Below are 15760 nucleotides of genomic sequence, written 5' to 3'. Positions count from 1 at the left end.
CCTCCTCGACTCGCTTTGGTTGCCATGGCAACTATAACCAGCGAGGGCGGGAACCTATTCCACTGTGAGGCAGCTCACATGCAGCTACTCCGGGAAGGGGGAGCGGGTGCGGCCGATCAGGTCGGCGACCGAGTCGACGACCAGGGTGGGGCGGAACGGGTATTTCTCGACCGAGTGCTTGGTGGAGATGCCTGAGGTGACCAGGATCGTGCGCAGGCCGGCTTCCAGGCCGGAGATGACGTCGGTGTCCATGCGGTCGCCGATCATCACCGTGGTCTGGGAGTGCGCGTCGATGCGGCGCAGCGCCGAGCGCATCATCAGCGGGTTCGGCTTGCCCACGTAGTACGGGTCCTTGCCGGTGGCGTGGGTGATCAGCGCGGCGACCGAGCCGGTCGCGGGCAGCACGCCGTCGCGGGACGGGCCGGTCGCGTCGGGATTGGTGGCGATGAAACGGGCGCCGCGATCGATCAGGCGGATCGCGGTCGTGATCGCCTCGAACGAATAGGTACGGGTCTCGCCGAGGACCACATAGTCGGGGTCGACGTCGGTGAGGACATAGCCGATCTCGTGCAGCGCGGTGGTCAGGCCGGACTCGCCGACGACGTAGGCGGTGCCGTTGGGGCGCTGGTCGTCGAGGAAGGTGGCGGTGGCCAGCGCCGAGGTCCAGATGGATTCCTCGGGGATGTCCAGGCCGGTCTGGCGCAGCCGGGCCTGCAGATCGCGTGGGGTGCGGATCGAGTTGTTGGTCAGGACCAGGAACGGGATCTCGTTGTCGCGCAGCTCGGTGAGGAATTCGTCGGCGCCCGGGATCAGCTGATCCTCGTGCACCAGCACGCCGTCCATGTCGGTCAGGTACGACAAGATCTGCTCATCCTTGGCGGTCACCAGCTAATCATCCGCTAAAACCGGCGGCGGTGCGAGCCACCGCTCCCGGAGAACTCGGTGACGGTGTTGGTTAGTGTCGATGCGGCAGGGGCCGCGACGAAGCGAACGACAGGAGTGGCTGAGATGGTTGATCTCAAGCTCGGATACAAGGCATCGGCAGAACAGTTCGGGCCGCGTGAGCTCGTCGAGCTGGCGGTGGCCGCCGAGGAGCACGGTCTCGACAGCGCGACAGTCAGCGATCACTTCCAGCCGTGGCGGCACGACGGCGGGCACGCGCCGTTCTCGCTGGCCTGGCTGGCCGCCACCGGTGAACGCACCGAGCGGATCATGCTCGGCACCTCCGTGCTCACCCCCACCTTCCGCTACAACCCGGCGGTGATCGCCCAGGCCTTCGCCACCTTCGGCTGCCTGTACCCGGGCCGGGTGATGCTCGGGGTCGGCACCGGCGAGGCGCTCAACGAGATCGCCACCGGTTACAAGGGCGAATGGCCCGACTTCAAGGAGCGTTTCGCCCGGCTGCGCGAGGCGGTGTCGCTGATGCGCGCGCTGTGGACCGGCGAGCGTACCGATTTCGACGGCGAGTACTACCACACCGTCGGCGCCTCCATCTACGACGTGCCCAAGGGCGGCATCCCCGTCTACATCGCCGCGGGCGGCCCGGTCGTGGCCCGCTACGCCGGTCGCGCGGGCGACGGCTTCATCTGCACCTCGGGCAAGGGCATGGACCTCTACACCGAGAAGCTGCTGCCCGCGGTCGCCGAGGGCGCGGCCAAGGCCGAGCGCGACCTCGCCGGCATCGACAAGATGATCGAGATCAAGATCTCCTACGACACCGATCCCGAACTGGCGCTGCAGAACACGCGCTTCTGGGCCCCGCTGTCGCTGACCCCGGAGCAGAAGCACGACATCACCGACCCGATCGAGATGGAGGCCGCCGCCGACGCGCTGCCGATCGAGCAGGTCGCCAAGCGCTGGATCGTCGCCAGCGATCCCGACGAGGCCGTCGCCCAGATCAAGCCCTATCTGGACGCGGGCCTCAACCACCTGGTCTTCCACGCCCCCGGCCACGACCAGCTGCGCTTCCTCGACCTGTTCAAGCGCGACCTGGCACCTCGCCTGCGCGCGCTGGGCTGATCCTTCGACGCTCACCCGCCCGGCTGGTTCGGTGTCACGCCGAACCATCCGGGCGGTGTCGTCTCCGATGAGTGATCCTCCGGGACACCGGAATTCGACGCGACTCAGCGCAGCGAACAGGCGGGGTCGCCGGGTTCGGCGGCGAGGGCGTCGGCGAGCTGGGTGGCCAGCTGGGTCCGGATCGCGGCCAGGCGGCGGGTGGCCGCGTCGACCTCGTCGAGTTTGCGGCGCAACTCCTCCACGGAGTCGGGGCAGCCGTCGCCCGAGCCGTCGCCCGCTCGCAGACAGGCGACGAACGGGTGCATGTCGGCCAGTTCGAAGCCGACGGTGCGCAGGGCGTGGATCTTGCGGACGACGCGCAGTTCGACGTCGTCGTAGATCCGGTAGCCCTTGCCGTCGCGGCGCGGTTCGACCAGTCCGTGCTGTTCGTAGTAGCGCAGCGCGCGAGCGCTGGAACCGGTGCGCTCGGCCAGTTCGCCGATCAGCATGCGACCTCCTCGATGACCGTGGCCGTCACGGTAGACCTTGCCGCCGGTGTCAAGGCAACAACGCCGCGGCGGTCGGCCCTATGCCCGGCGCAGCGCGAACATGCGCAGGTCGCGCGTGGTCCGGTCGCGGTAGGCGGCGTAGGCGCCGGTGATCTCGATGAAGCGGGCGAACAGCGCTTCCTTGTCGGCGTCGGGTACCGGGGTGGCGACGACGGGGATGCGCTCACCCGCGATGGCCACGGTGGCCGCCGGGTTCGCCAGCAGGTTTCCCGTCCACGCGGGATGGTGCTCCTGGCCGAAGTTGGAGCCGACCACGTACAGGGTGTCGCCGTCGTGCACGTAGAGCAGCGGCTGGGTGCGCTGCGCGCCGGATTTGCGGCCGGTGGTGGTCAGCAGGATCACCGGCGCGCCGATCGGGCCGAGCACGGTGTACTTGGCGTCGGTCCGCTTGAGCAAGGCCCGATCCAGCGGGGTCACCGTGCGGATCAGCCAGGAACCCGGCTTCGTCGCGGCGAAACGATTGGCGGCGCGGGACAGGAGATTGGTGCGCGAACCCCACTGCCGATCCGGGAACTGCGATGTCATGGGCCGGACTATAACGCGGCCGATCGCGCCACACCGAACCCCCGAATCGCCGTCGATTAACTAAGCTCGCGACCATGGTCGAACATGCCACGTCCACCGTGTACATCGCTTCACCCGAGGGTGACACCGGAAAATCCACGGTGGCGCTGGGCGTGCTCCAGATGTTGTGCGCGACCACCGCGCGCGTCGGGGTGTTCCGCCCGATCACCCGCTCGACCGCCGAGCCCGACTACATCCTCGAACTGCTGCTCGAGCACAGCACCGCCGATATCGGCTACGAGCAGGCCATCGGCGTCACCTACGAGGACGTGCACCGCGACCCCGACGCCGCGATCAGCGAGATCGTCATGCGGTTCCACGACGTCGCCAAGGCCTGCGACGCGGTGGTGATCGTCGGCAGCGACTACACCGATGTCGCCAGCCCGAGCGAGCTGCGCTACAACGCGCGCATCGCGGTGAACCTGGGCGCGCCGGTGTTGCTGGTGGTGCGCGGCGCCGAACGCACGCCCACCGAGGTCAAGCAGCTGGTGGAGCTGTGTTCGACCGAGCTGTCCGCCGAGCACGCCCAGCTGGTCGCGGTCGTCGCCAACCGCTGCGCGCCCGCCGAGATCGACGAGATCGGCGCCGCGCTGGCCGTTTTCGACGTGCCGTCCTGGACGCTGCCCGAGGTGCCGCTGCTGATGGCGCCGACCATGGGCGAGCTGTGCGGCGCCATCGACGGCGAGATCTACAGTGGCGACCCGGAACTGCTGCAGCGCGAGGCGTTGCGGATCATGGTCGGTGGCATGACCGCCGAGCACATCCTGGAACGACTAACCGACGGAGTGGTCGTGATCGCCCCGGGCGACCGCTCCGATGTTCTGCTCAGCGTGGTGAACGCCCATGAGGCGGAGGGCTTTCCGTCGCTGGCCGGCGTCATCATGAACGGCGGCATCCGCCCCCATCCGGCCATCGCGCGCCTGATGGAGGGCCTGCACCCCAAACTGCCGATCCTCACCACCGAACTCGGCACCTACGACACCGCCAGCGCGGTACACGGCACTCGCGGGCGGATGTGGGCCGGCAGCCCGCTCAAGGTCGACACGGCGCTGGCATTGATGGAAGAGCGCGTAGACGCGCCGGAACTGCTGCGGCGCATCCAGGTACCGCCGTCGAACGTGGTCACCCCGCAGATGTTCGAGTACCGGCTGATCGAGCGGGCCAGGGCCGATCGCAAGCGGATCGTGCTGCCCGAGGGCGACGACGACCGCATCCTGCGCGCCGCGGGCCGGGTGTTGCAGCGCAAGATCGCCGACCTCACCATCCTCGGTGACGAGACCTCGGTGCGGGCCCGCGCCGCCGAACTGGGCGTCGACATCGCCGCCGCGCAGGTGCTCGACCCACGCACTTCCGGCTACCTCGACGAATTCGCCGCCGAGTACACCCAACTGCGCAAGCACAAGGGCATGACGCTCGAGCGTGCCCGCGAAACCATGGCCGACATCTCGTATTTCGGCACCATGATGGTCTACAAGGGGATCGCCGACGGCATGGTCTCCGGCGCAGCGCACACCACCGCGCACACCATCCGCCCCTCCTTCGAGATCATCAAGACGGTGCCCGGCGTCGCCACGGTGTCGAGCGTGTTCCTGATGTGCCTGGCCGATCGGGTGCTCGCCTACGGCGACTGCGCGGTGGTGCCCGACCCGACCTCGGAGCAGCTCTCCGATATCGCCATCTCCTCGGCGGGCACCGCTGCTCGGTTCGGGATCGATCCGCGGGTGGCGATGCTGTCGTACTCGACCGGGTCCTCGGGGTCGGGCGCCGATGTCGACAAGGTCAGGGTCGCCACCGAACTCGTGCGCGAACGCGCGCCGGAGCTGCCGGTGGAGGGCCCGATCCAGTACGACGCGGCGATCGAGCCGACGGTCGCCAGTACCAAGCTGCCCGACTCCGAGGTGGCCGGGCGGGCGACGGTGTTCGTCTTCCCCGACCTCAACACCGGTAACAACACCTACAAGGCCGTGCAGCGCAGCGCGGGCGCGGTCGCGATCGGCCCGGTGCTGCAGGGCCTGCGCAAACCCGTCAACGACCTCTCGCGCGGCGCGCTGGTCGCCGACATCGTCAACACGGTGGCGATCACCGCGATCCAGGCGCAGGGCGACCAGGCATGAGTGGTCAGCGCCCGAGCATGCCGAACGGAGACAGTGTGAGCGACCTGGTGCTGGTGCTGAACTGCGGCTCCTCCTCGATCAAATACCAACTGCTGCACGCTGACTCGTCCGAGGTGCTCGCCTCCGGGCTGGTCGAGAAGATCGGTGAGTCACACGGCGGCCGGATCGTGCACGAGTGCGGGGACCGCAAGCTGGTGCACGAGGGCGTCATCGCCGACCACCGGGCGGGACTGCGCCAGGCGTTCGAGATGTTCCGCGACACCGGCATCGACCTGACCACGATCGGCATCGGCGCGGTCGGGCACCGGGTGGTGCACGGCGGCGAGGTGTTCTGGGAGCCGACGCTGATCACCGACGAGGTCCTGCGCACCATCGACGAGCTGTCGGTGCTCGCGCCGCTGCACAACCCCGCCAACGTGGTCGGCATCGAATCGACCAGGGAACTGCTGCCCGGCATCCCGGAGGTCGCGGTCTTCGACACCGCCTTCTTCCACACCCTGCCCGAGGCAGCCAAGACCTACGCGATCGACGCGAAACTGGCCGCCGCGCACGGTGTCCGCAAATACGGGTTCCACGGCACCTCGCACCAGTACGTCTCCGCCAAGGCGGCCGAATTCCTGGGTCGGCCCGTCGAGGAGCTGAACCAGATCGTCTTCCACCTCGGCAACGGCGCGTCGGCCTCGGCCGTGGCGGGCGGCGTCGCGATCGACACCACCATGGGCATGACCCCGCTGGAGGGCCTGGTGATGGGCACCAGGCCGGGCGATCTCGACCCCGGGATCCTGCCGCACCTGATGAACGTCGCCGGGCTGGACCTGCCCGCGGTCGAGCAGTTGCTCAACCGCAATTCCGGCATCAAGGGACTGTCCGGCGTCAACGACTTCCGCGAATTGCAGCAGCTCATCGACAACGGCGACGCCGCCGCGAAACTGGCCTACGACGTCTACATCCACCGCCTGCGCCGCTACCTGGGCGCCTACCTGGTGGAACTCGGCGGGATCGACAGCATCGTCTTCACCGCGGGCGTCGGGGAGAACAGCGCGTCGGTGCGCGCGGACGCGCTGGCGGGGCTGCAGAACCTCGGCATCGAGGTCGACAGGGTTCGCAACGAGACCAGAACCCCCGGTGTCCGCCATATCTCGCCGGAGTTCGCGCCGGTGCACGTGCTGGTGGTGCCGACCAACGAGGAACTCGCGATCGCCAGGGCCGCGCACGCGCTGGTCGGCGGGTCGGCCTAGAACCAGGACTTCGCGCGCAGCGAGTTGGCCAGGTCGACCAGGGCGTAGCGGTGCCCGCGGTCGGGCGCGTTGCGGGCGAGCGCGCGCAGGCCGGTCTCGGTGCCGTCGCGCAGGTCGCGTTCGTCGAAGGGGCGGCCGAACAGCTTGGCGTCCTTGCGCTTCGGTGTGTTGCCGGCCTGCAGCCAGGCCAGCGCGGTGCCCTGCACCAGGGTGCGCATGAGAGTGGAGCGGTGTTCGCCCGGCGGGATGGACTGGGCCCGGGAGGCGGCCAGGCGCAGCACCTGTTCGTCGAGCTGGGCGACGGGAGCGCTGGTGAGCAGCAACAGGATCGCCGTGGTCTGAGCGGTCGTGAAGTGCCGGGACGCGGCGGGGACGTCGTCGAGGGCGTGCACCGCCTCGCCGACCCGGCCCGCCACCGCCAGCTGCCTGGCCAGACCGAAAGCGGCGCTGACCACCGCCCGATCGGTGCGCCACACGGTGTCGTAGTAGCGCTCGGCGAAGGCGCGCCACTGTTCGGGCGACTCGGAATCCCAGTGCTGCAGAATCAGTTCCGCGGTGGCGGCGAGCGCGAGCTTGGGCGCGATCTCGCCGGGCAGTACCCGCAGCACCGCTTCGAAGGCGGCGAAGGCGGCCTCGTAGTCGAGTTCGAGCAGGTAGGCCTGGCCGGTGAACCAGTCGGCGCGCCAATCGGATTCGCCGGAGACGCGGTCGAGCAGATGCAGCACCGCCGCCGATTCGCCGAGCTCGAGCCGGGCCCGCGTCTCGGCGAAGACCAGTTCGCCCGCCAGCGTTTCCGGCGCGTTGTCCGGGTCCGCCTCGGCGCGTTCGCGCGCCTCGTGCAGGGCCTCGAGCACCCGCTCCGGTTCCAGATTCGCGGTCGCGGCCAGCAGCGGCGCCGACGGATCGGCGGGGTCGATCAGTGGAACCGGCAGCGCGGCGACCACATCGCCGGAGTCGAGCAGGGGAGAGCGACCGACGCCGTCGAGGTAGGCATCGGTCTGGCTGATCAGTTCCTCGGTGCCGAAGCTGGTGCGCTGGGGACTGAACACGGTGGACAGCTGGGGATGCTCGGCGCCGGTGTCGTAGGCCAGGATCTCCCGCAGCACGCCCGCCAGCTGGGCCGACATCGCCCGCGCCGACGGAAACCGCCGGGCCGGATCAGGGTCGGTGGCGGTGAGCAGGAACCGGTAGAAGAATTCGTAGCGGGCCAGCAGCGGCTCGTCGGCCGGATCGGGGATGCCGTCGAGGTAGCGGCCGTGCTCACTGGGCAATGCCAGGGTGAGCGCGGCCAGCGTGCGCCCGACCGTGTGCACGTCGGAGGCGGGGGTCGGGCCGGTCCTGGCGATCTCGGGAGCCTGGAAGCCTTTGGTGCCGTAGAGGTTTCCGTAGGCCTCGATGGTGGCGACCGCGCCCAGGTCGATCAGCTTGACCTGGTCCTCGGTGACCATCACGTTGTCGGGCTTGAGGTCGTTGTAGGTCAGCCCGATCGAGTGCAGGTGTTCCAGCGCGGGCAGGATCTCCAGCACATAGGCGATGGCCTCGGCCAGCGGCATCCGCTCGCCCGGCGGCTTGGCGTCGAGGATGTCGCGCAGCGAGTGACCGCCGACGTACTCCATCACGATGTAGCCGGTGCTCGACCCGTCGGCCGCCGTGTGTTCGACGAAGTTGTGGATCTTGACGATGCTCGGGTGCGCCACCTCGGCCAGGAACTGCCGCTCGGCCACCGCGACCGCCTGCGCCTCGCCGTCGCCGGCGTGCAGCAGGCCCTTGAGCACCACCCACCGGTCGCTGACATTGCGGTCGATGGCCAGGTAGATCCAGCCGAGGCCGCCGTGGGCGATACAGCCCTGGATCTCGTATTGCCCGGCGACCATGTCGCCCTCGTGCAGCGAGGGCCGGAAATCGTAGGCGGCGCCGCAGGTCCCGCACTGCCCGGCCGAGGTCCCGGCATGGGTCGGGGTCGAGCGGCCGACCGGGTCGCCGCAGCGCCAGCAGAACCGCCTGCCCTCCGAGACCACCGGATCGGCCAGCACCGCCTCGCGGGGGTCCGCGGGGCTGACGGTCGGGATCGGCACCAGGCCCGCGCCGAGTCTGCGGGTGGGGCGTGACCTGGCGGTGCGCACACTGCGCCCGGACCTGGACGTGCTCGGCCCGGTCTGGGCGCCGGACGGCCAGGCGAGGTCGCCGGATCCGGTGCGGGCGGGAGCGGCCTGGGTGCCGGGCGGTTCGGTCACGGCGCGCGAGGCCTCGGTGCCGTGGCGCCCGCCCGCCCGCTGGGTGGCCGGTGGCTGGTCCGGCTCGGCGGGCCTGGCCGCCGCGATCTCGGTGGGCGCGTGCGGTGCCTGGATCGGCAGCGGCATGGTCTCGTCGTCGGCCGGGGCAGGCGGCAGCGTCCAGCCGCCCGGCAGTTCGCCCTCGGGGCGGTGGGTGAGCTGCGTAGGTTCCTGGCGCGCCGGATCTTCCTGCGCCGGTTCACCGTTCGTCGGTGTGGTCATGCCGATCAGTCCTGGTACGTCGGAGCGGGCGGGCTCGGCGTCTCCCCGAGCGAGGCGAGCCAGCGGCGGTGGATGCGCACCCAGGTGCCGTCGTTGCGGATGCGGTCCAGGGTGGCGTTGACGAAGCGGACCAGGTCGTCGTCGCCCTTCGGGATGCCGATGCCGTAGGGCTCGGCGCTGATGCTCGCGCCCACGACCTCGGTATAGGGGTCCTGCGCGGCCAGGCCGGCCAGGATCGAATCGTCGGTGCTCACCGCGTCGACCTGGCGCTGCTGCAGCACGACCAGGCAGTCCGCCCAGGTCGGCACCGTCAGGATGGTGGCGGCGGGCTGGTCGCGGCGGATGTGGTCGAGCGAGGTGGTGCCGCGCACCACGCACACCCGCTTGCCCGCCAGATCGGCCAGGCCGTTGATGCCGGAATTCTTCACCGCGAGCACCCGCTGGTCGGCGCGCAGGTACACGGTGGAGAACGCCACGCGCTGGCGGCGCTCGCAGGTGATCGTCATCGTCTTGGCGATCAGGTCGACGGTGTGCTCCTGCAACGCCCGCTCGCGTTCTTCCGAAGCGAGACTGCGGTATTCGATCAGATCCGGGTTGCCGAGCAGGTCGCGCGCGATCTCGCGGGCGATGTCGGCGTCGAAGCCGACGATCCGGCCGGTCAGCGGGTCGCGGAAGCTGAACAGGTTGCTGCCCGCGTCGAGGCCGACGATCAACCTCCCCCTGGCGCGGATGGCGTCGATCGTCGGACCGCGCGAGGTGCTGGGACGCAGGCTCGCCGTCGGGTCGCCGCACTGCTCGCCGCCGCGGGCGGGCACCGGGGTGTCGGTGCCGATCGGGATCGCCTTGGCGGGCAGGGGCGGTTCGGAGTAGACGCTGCGGTCGTCCGGCGCGGGGGTGCTGTCGGCGCAGCCGCCGAGCAGCGCCGCCGCCGTGAGCAGCAGCGCCGCGGTGATCCGCCCGCGCCTCACCGGTACTCCCGCAGTCGCGGCCACAGGCCGAGCGCGACGCACACCGCGGCGACGATGCCGAGGATGAACGCGCCGGGAGCGAGGAAGGTCAGCACGTCGATGGCCTGGGAGACCTTGTCGCGCAGGGTGTCCCTGGTGGCCGCGGCGGCCTTGCCGAGGGCACGATCGATCGCGTCGACCTGGGCGGCCGCGTCGGCGGCGCTGGGCCCGGTGGCGACCGCGGCCGCGCCGGCGAAGTCGCCGCGGGCCAGGGTGTCGTTCATCCGCTGATGCGCCGACTGCCAGCGGGCGAGCGCGGTGCGGGCGTCGGCGACCTCGGCGCGGGCGGGCGCGTCCTGCGGGTAGCCGGCGAGCAGTTCGGTGAGCCGGGCGGTGTTGGTGTCGAAGGTGCGGTCGTAGTCGCCGGTGGCGTCGCGGCGCACCAGCTTCACCATCTCCGCCGACCTGGCCTGCTGCACCAGGATGCGGCTCTCGGCCAGCCGGGCGGCGGGCACGGCGCCCTGGTCGCGGCACTGCATCATCGACACCGCCGACACCGAGCCCGCGGCCACGGTCCACACCAGCGTCAGCGCGAGCGCGGCGGTGCCGAGCAGCAGGCCCATGTTGAATACCCGTCGCGAGCGTCTGGCCAGCTCCACCTGGACCCACAGCAGGGCGCCCAGCGTCGCCATCAGCAGCACGATCGCGGGCCAGGGCGGTAACACGTGCCGGTGCTGGGCGGCGGTGACCGCGTCGAGCCGGTGGTTCTCCAGTTCCTCGGCCATCGGCAGCAGCGCCGTCTGCATCTGGTGCGATGCCTCACTGAGGTAGGCGGCGCCGACCGGGTAGCCGTTGCGGTTGTTGGCGCGCGCGGTCTCGATCAGGCCGGTGTAGACCGGCAAACCCGTGGCGATGCCGGTGCGCAGCTTGCGATCGGTGCCCGACGGGTCGGCGGCCTCTTCGACGGAGATGTGCCCGGCCTGGGTCACCAGTTCGGCGGCGGCCTCACCGATGGCCTGGGTGTAGCGGTCGCGCACGGTCTTGGGCTCGAGTCCGCCCGCGATGAACGCGGTGCCCGCGGCGGCGTCGGCGATCGAGAGCGAGGTGTAGAGGTGATTGGCCGAGTGGGCGTCGGGTTCGGTGTCGTCGAGCAGGACGCCGAGAGCTTGCTGGCGGTCGCTGACGGTCGTCGAAGTCACCGCGCCCGCGGCGACGCACAGCAGCATCAGCACCAGACCGGCAGCCACGAGCCGACCCGGCGAGGACTGCACGAACCCGCGCAAGCGGGCGGGATGGAACTGCGCACGCAGGGCCTTCACGTCCGGCGCCGGCGGCCGGTCGACGACGATCGCCGGTTTCCGCAACGCGGCGCGCCGGCTCGTCACCGGCGCGGCCGGAGCCGTCGCCGAACCCTGCGTGGCCTGCGGCGACGGGCCGGAACGAACGGCCGCGACCTCGGTCGAGGCATCGCGACTCCCGGGTTCGACCATCGTTCACCTCCCCGTGCTGTCCGCGCACCCCTCGTGGTGCGGAGTTTATTGTGGTCCTACCGGTGGCGCAGCCCCGCAGACACCCCCGAAGCGGTTGCTGCTCGGCTGCTACGGAGGAAAGAGTATTGGATGCGCGGTGACGGAGACGGCTGGTCGAACAGTCCGGGCGGGGTTCGGCACTGGGGCAAGTACGGTGCGGCGGGCTTGTTGCTGCGCGCGCCGCTGCCCCGGGGCGGGTCGGCGGTGCTGCTCCAGCACCGCGCGCCGTGGAGTCATCAGGGCGGCACCTGGGCCATCCCCGGCGGCGCGCGGGATTCCCACGAGAGCGCCGAGCACGCCGCGGTCCGGGAAGCCTGGGAGGAGGCGGGCATCACCGCCGACGCGCTGCGCGTGCGCGCCGAACGGCTGACGATGACCGCCCCGAGCGGCTGGACCTACACCACGGTGGTCGCCGACGCCGAGTTCCCGCTGCCCACCGTCGCCAACAAGGAGAGCTCCGAGCTGGTCTGGGTGGCCGAGGGCGAGGTCGACGACCTCCCGCTGCACCCCGGTTTCGCCGCGGCCTGGCTCGGGTTGCGCGCGGTCCCGCTGCGCCTGCGCTTCGCCGCCGACCCGGTCACCGACCTGCCCCGGACCGTCGAACTCGCCGATCGCGGGTTCTTCTGGTTGCACGCGCTGGACGGACCCGGCGCCGAGGTCACCATCGGCCCGGACCCGGCCGATGACCTGGCCGCGGCCCTGACCAGCCTGCTGACCTGAGTCGCGCTACTCCGCCGCCGCGGCGACCAGTGCCTGCTTGAGCTCGCGCGCCGCGGCCTCCGGATCGGCGGCCGCGGTGATCGCGCGGACCACGACGATCCGCCGCGCACCCGCGGCGAGCACCTCGGGCAGCCGCTGCGCGTCGATGCCGCCGATCGCGAACCACGGCATCGTCGGGTGCGCGTCGGCGGTGGAGCGCACCAGGTCGATGCCCGCGGCCTGGCGGCCCGGCTTGGTCGGCGTGGTCCAGATCGGGCCGGTGCAGAAGTAGTCGAGATGGCCGTCGATGGCCGCCAGCCCGGCTTGGGCTCGATTGTGACTCGACCGGCCGATGACGACATCGGGGCCGAGAATGCGGCGCGCGTAGGCGGGCGGGAGGTCGCCCTGGCCCAGATGCAGGACGTCGGCGCCCGCGGCCAGCGCGATGTCGGCGCGGTCGTTCACCGCGAGCAGGGCGCCGTGCCTGCGGGTCGCCGCCTTGATCTCGGCGAGGGCGCCCAGCTCGGCCTTGGCCTCCAGCGGGCCGAACTCGGCCTCGCCGGGCGACCCCTTGTCGCGGAGCTGGACGATGTCGACGCCACCGGCTAGCGCGGCATCGACGAAGCGGGCCAGATCGCCCTTCTCCCGGCGCGCGTCGGTGCACAGATACAGCAGCGCGCTCGACAGGCGCTCCCTGGGCGGGACGGATCGATTCGGATGGGAGGGCTGCACAGTGTCGACGGTAGTCGCGCTACCGTGGAGACGCGAACGCCGAGGCGCTCGGTAGGCGGAAAAAGACAGGTGGAACGTGATGCGAACTCTGGCGGTCGTTGGCGGCGGCGCCGTCGGACTCGCCGTCGCATGGCAGGCCGCCGAGGCCGGCTGGACCGTCACCGTCTTCGATCCGGCGCCGGGCTCGGGCGCGTCTTTCGTGGCGGGCGGCATGCTCGCGCCGCTGTCGGAGGGCTGGCCCGGTGAGGACCGGGTGCTGGCCTTCGGCGCCGCCGCGCTGGCCGCCTGGCCCGCCTTCGCCGAGCGGCTGCGCGCGATCACCGGTGAGTCGGTGTTCGTCGCCGACGAGACGCTGACCGTCGCCCTCGACGGCGCCGATGCCGCCGACCTGCGCACCGTCGCCGACTGGCTCGCCGGATTCGGCCACGAGCTGAGCGTCCTCGACCGGGCCGGGGTGCGCGCGCTCGAACCGGCGCTGGCCCGCACCGTGCGCGCGGGTCTGCTGGCCACCACCGAACCCGCCGTCGACAACCGCCGGGTGCTGACCGCCCTGCGCGCCGCCTGCGCCGGTGCGGGCGTCGAGATCCGGGCCGCAGCCGTCACCGCGCTCGCCGAGCTGCCGCACGACCGCGTGGTTCTCGCGGCGGGCGCGCGCTCCGCCGACCTGTGGCCGGGGCTGCCGGTGCGCCCGGTCAAGGGCGAGATCCTGCGCCTGCGGCAGCGGCCCGGCGTGAGTCCGGCGCCGAGCCGGGTGATCCGGGCCAGGGTGCACGGCCGGCAGGTGTACCTGGTGCCGCGCGCGGACGGAATCGTCGTCGGCGCAACACAATACGAGGCGGGCTTCGACACCGCGGTCACCGTCGGTGGGGTGCGCGACCTGATCGCCGACGCCGAGGCGATCCTGCCCGGCATCGCGGAATACGAACTGGCCGAAGCGAACGCGGGCTCGCGGCCCGGCACCCCCGACAACCTGCCGCTGCTCGGCGCGCTCGACGACCGCGTCGTCGCCGCCACCGGCCACGGCCGCAACGGCATGCTCACCCTCGCGCTCACCGCGACCCTCGTTCCCGGGCTGCTCGACGACGAGTCGCCCGCGATCGCGGAAATCGCATCACCGCAACGCTTTCCGGCGCTGCAGCTGTCCCCAGGAGGAGTTCGATGACCTCGACCATCCCGATCGGCGTCACCGTCAACGGTGTCGACCACGAGTTCCCCGAGCCGCTCAGCATCCGCGAATTGCTGACCAGGCTCGCCTTGCCGTGTCAGGGCGTGGCACTGGCCGTCGACGGCGCGGTGTTCCCGAAGTCGCGCTGGGACGAGCCGGTCGGCCGCGGCTGGACCATCGAGGTGCTGACGGCGGTGCAGGGTGGCTGAGCCCGCACCGCTGCGCATCGCGGACAAGGAGTTCGGCTCGCGCCTGATCATGGGCACCGGCGGCGCCGAGAACCTGGCCGTCCTGGAAGAGGCCCTGATCGCCTCCGGCACCGAGCTCACCACCGTCGCCATGCGCCGGGTCGACGCCGCGGGCGGCACCGGCGTGCTCGACCTGCTCAAGCGCCTCGACATCACCCTGCTGCCCAATACCGCGGGCTGTCGCACCGCCGCCGAGGCCGTGCTCACCGCGCAGCTGGCGCGCGAGGCGCTGGAGACGAACTGGGTCAAGCTCGAGGTCGTCGCCGACGAGCGCACCCTGCTGCCCGACCCGTTCGAGCTGCTCGACGCCGCCGAACAGCTGGTCGACGCCGGTTTCGTCGTCCTGCCCTACACCAACGACGACCCGGTGCTGGCTCGCAGGCTCGAGGACGCGGGCTGCGCCGCGGTGATGCCCCTAGGCAGCCCCATCGGCACCGGCCTCGGCATCGGCAACCCGCACAACATCGAGATGATCGTGGCCGCCGCGGGCGTGCCCGTCATCCTCGACGCGGGCATCGGCACCGCCAGCGACGCCGCCCTGGCCATGGAACTCGGCTGCTCGGCCGTCCTCCTGGCCACCGCCGTCACCCGAGCCCGCGACCCCGAACTGATGGCCTCGGCCATGGCCGCCGCCGTCCGCGCCGGCCACCTCGCCCGCCGAGCGGGCCGCATCCCCAAGCGTTTCTGGGCTCAGGCATCCTCCCCAGCCCGGTAGGCCGACGCCACGCTCTGTCTGTACCTGCACTGGTAGCACTCCGCCACCGGCGCCGCTGCGGATGCGCAGGCTGACGCTTTCGGGCAGTGGGTGACCGCTGCGGCCGAGGCTGCTGCAAGCATCACCACGATGCGCCAGGCGGCCGCCGACGCGCATTCGCGATACACAGGCGCCATCGAGACGAATCTGCAGACGCTCGGGCGAAAGTAGGCAGGAAGGTCTGTCGATCTGTGGCACCATGGCCGGCAGTTTCGACTCCGGGCAGGAGTGGGCAAAGGCCTACGACGAGCGCGTGCGCTTGCCGATGGCAATCCGGACAGTGATTCCCCTCCCTCGGCGTCGCTGCAATTCTCGCCGAGTTCGCATTATTCGCCGCCATCGGCGGGTGGCCCCGGGCAGGGGCTGAAGGACCTGATAGGAATCGGGCTCATCGAGGAACTCGGTGTTCCGGTTCCGGATGTCGACGACGATTTGCGGGAATTGCATACCGCTGCCACAGACTTGCAGCATGCATGTACCGAGCTCGCGGACTCTTGTCGCGGCTATCGGTCCGCAATGGATGAACTCCACCTGAAGCTCAAAGAGATCCTCACTGATCTGTTGAAGGAAGTGATCTCCTCGGTAATATTCAGTGCTGCCGGATCTGTCTTCAGCTTCGGGCTCGCTGCCGGTGCAGGTGTCGCAAAAGGTGCGTTAGCTGTCAAGACAGCCGCGACCGCGATCACCGCCTTCGTCGGCGCTCCATGA

General features: G+C 70.8%; 15 protein-coding genes. 8 read left to right on the top strand and 7 right to left on the bottom strand.

What is annotated here, in order from left to right:
* Positions 1–84: 84 nt before the first annotated feature.
* A complete protein-coding gene (locus ATM97_RS33290) occupies positions 85–843 on the bottom strand; it encodes an HAD-IIA family hydrolase (protein ID WP_255588796.1) in 759 nt (252 codons plus the stop codon).
* A gap of 165 nt (positions 844–1008) precedes the next feature.
* Between ATM97_RS33290 and fgd the strand changes: the two genes are divergently transcribed.
* Positions 1009–2019, top strand: coding sequence for a glucose-6-phosphate dehydrogenase (coenzyme-F420) (gene fgd, locus ATM97_RS33285; RefSeq protein ID WP_218722176.1), 1011 nt, complete (start codon positions 1009–1011; stop codon positions 2017–2019).
* 104 nt (positions 2020–2123) lie between these two features.
* On the opposite strand, the gene ATM97_RS33280 is transcribed toward fgd, so the two are convergent.
* A complete protein-coding gene (locus ATM97_RS33280) occupies positions 2124–2507 on the bottom strand; it encodes a MerR family transcriptional regulator (RefSeq protein WP_218722175.1) in 384 nt (127 codons plus the stop codon).
* A gap of 78 nt (positions 2508–2585) precedes the next feature.
* The gene (locus ATM97_RS33275; RefSeq protein ID WP_218722174.1) at positions 2586–3092 is read right to left on the bottom strand and encodes a nitroreductase/quinone reductase family protein; all 507 of its coding nucleotides are present in this window, start codon (positions 3090–3092) and stop codon (positions 2586–2588) included.
* A gap of 74 nt (positions 3093–3166) precedes the next feature.
* Between ATM97_RS33275 and pta the strand changes: the two genes are divergently transcribed.
* Both pta and ATM97_RS33265 read left to right on the top strand, forming a co-directional pair.
* Positions 3167–5245, top strand: a complete 2079-nt coding sequence (gene pta / locus ATM97_RS33270; RefSeq protein WP_218722173.1) for a phosphate acetyltransferase — start codon at positions 3167–3169, stop codon at positions 5243–5245.
* Positions 5246–5262: 17 nt separating this feature from the next.
* Positions 5263–6483, top strand: a complete 1221-nt coding sequence (locus ATM97_RS33265; protein WP_218722216.1) for an acetate kinase — start codon at positions 5263–5265, stop codon at positions 6481–6483.
* Here the strand turns inward: ATM97_RS33265 and ATM97_RS33260 are convergent.
* Genes ATM97_RS33260 through ATM97_RS33250 form a run of 3 tightly spaced genes read right to left on the bottom strand, consistent with a single transcriptional unit; the run spans position 6480 to position 11415 of the window.
* Positions 6480–8978 carry a tetratricopeptide repeat protein gene (locus ATM97_RS33260; protein WP_218722172.1) on the bottom strand — a complete coding sequence of 833 codons (2499 nt, stop codon included), beginning with the start codon at positions 8976–8978 and terminating at the stop codon, positions 6480–6482. The two genes, ATM97_RS33265 and ATM97_RS33260, sit on opposite strands and share 4 nt — an antisense overlap.
* Positions 8979–8983: 5 nt before the next feature.
* Positions 8984–9946 (bottom strand): glutamate ABC transporter substrate-binding protein, encoded by a 963-nt coding sequence (locus ATM97_RS33255; RefSeq protein WP_218722171.1) that lies wholly within the window; start codon positions 9944–9946, stop codon positions 8984–8986.
* On the bottom strand, positions 9943–11415 hold the full coding sequence (locus ATM97_RS33250) for a hypothetical protein (RefSeq protein ID WP_255588747.1): 1473 nt from the start codon (positions 11413–11415) through the stop codon (positions 9943–9945). The genes ATM97_RS33255 and ATM97_RS33250 overlap by 4 nt, the downstream gene beginning before the upstream one ends.
* Positions 11416–11544: 129 nt before the next feature.
* On the opposite strand from ATM97_RS33250, the gene ATM97_RS33245 reads away from it, so the two are divergent.
* Entirely contained in the window at positions 11545–12174 is a 630-nt protein-coding gene (locus ATM97_RS33245) for an NUDIX hydrolase (protein WP_218722170.1), read from the top strand.
* 6 nt (positions 12175–12180) lie between these two features.
* On the opposite strand, the gene thiE is transcribed toward ATM97_RS33245, so the two are convergent.
* Entirely contained in the window at positions 12181–12885 is a 705-nt protein-coding gene (gene thiE / locus ATM97_RS33240) for a thiamine phosphate synthase (protein WP_218722169.1), read from the bottom strand.
* A 79-nt stretch (positions 12886–12964) separates the two neighbouring features.
* Between thiE and thiO the strand changes: the two genes are divergently transcribed.
* The 4 genes from thiO to ATM97_RS33220 all read left to right on the top strand — a co-directional run bounded on the left by thiO (position 12965) and on the right by ATM97_RS33220 (position 15760).
* Positions 12965–14047 (top strand): glycine oxidase ThiO, encoded by a 1083-nt coding sequence (gene thiO / locus ATM97_RS33235; RefSeq protein WP_218722168.1) that lies wholly within the window; start codon positions 12965–12967, stop codon positions 14045–14047.
* Positions 14044–14259 (top strand): sulfur carrier protein ThiS, encoded by a 216-nt coding sequence (gene thiS / locus ATM97_RS33230; RefSeq protein WP_218722167.1) that lies wholly within the window; start codon positions 14044–14046, stop codon positions 14257–14259. Before thiO ends, thiS begins: the two co-directional genes overlap by 4 nt.
* Positions 14252–15013: a thiazole synthase gene (locus ATM97_RS33225; protein ID WP_218722166.1), complete on the top strand. Its 762-nt coding sequence runs from the start codon at positions 14252–14254 to the stop codon at positions 15011–15013. The genes thiS and ATM97_RS33225 overlap by 8 nt, the downstream gene beginning before the upstream one ends.
* Positions 15014–15280: 267 nt before the next feature.
* Positions 15281–15760 (top strand): hypothetical protein, encoded by a 480-nt coding sequence (locus ATM97_RS33220; RefSeq protein WP_218722165.1) that lies wholly within the window; start codon positions 15281–15283, stop codon positions 15758–15760.

This window comes from Nocardia sp. MH4 (assembly GCF_019266065.1).
Classification (GTDB): Bacteria; Actinomycetota; Actinomycetes; order Mycobacteriales; family Mycobacteriaceae; genus Nocardia; species Nocardia canadensis.
Note: the sequence above shows the minus strand (reverse complement) of the source record. Positions and strands in the feature narration are given on the sequence as shown.

Coding starts and splice junctions, on each gene's coding strand:
- thiS (WP_218722167.1), top strand. CDS start 14,044: ATGACCTCGACCATCCCGATCGGCGTCACCGTCAACGGTGTCGACCAC.
- ATM97_RS33245 (WP_218722170.1), top strand. CDS start 11,545: ATGCGCGGTGACGGAGACGGCTGGTCGAACAGTCCGGGCGGGGTTCGG.
- ATM97_RS33290 (WP_255588796.1), bottom strand. CDS start 843: ATGGACGGCGTGCTGGTGCACGAGGATCAGCTGATCCCGGGCGCCGAC.
- ATM97_RS33265 (WP_218722216.1), top strand. CDS start 5,263: ATGCCGAACGGAGACAGTGTGAGCGACCTGGTGCTGGTGCTGAACTGC.
- ATM97_RS33260 (WP_218722172.1), bottom strand. CDS start 8,978: ATGACCACACCGACGAACGGTGAACCGGCGCAGGAAGATCCGGCGCGC.
- pta (WP_218722173.1), top strand. CDS start 3,167: ATGGTCGAACATGCCACGTCCACCGTGTACATCGCTTCACCCGAGGGT.
- ATM97_RS33250 (WP_255588747.1), bottom strand. CDS start 11,415: ATGGTCGAACCCGGGAGTCGCGATGCCTCGACCGAGGTCGCGGCCGTT.
- ATM97_RS33275 (WP_218722174.1), bottom strand. CDS start 3,092: ATGACATCGCAGTTCCCGGATCGGCAGTGGGGTTCGCGCACCAATCTC.
- thiO (WP_218722168.1), top strand. CDS start 12,965: ATGCGAACTCTGGCGGTCGTTGGCGGCGGCGCCGTCGGACTCGCCGTC.
- ATM97_RS33280 (WP_218722175.1), bottom strand. CDS start 2,507: ATGCTGATCGGCGAACTGGCCGAGCGCACCGGTTCCAGCGCTCGCGCG.
- fgd (WP_218722176.1), top strand. CDS start 1,009: ATGGTTGATCTCAAGCTCGGATACAAGGCATCGGCAGAACAGTTCGGG.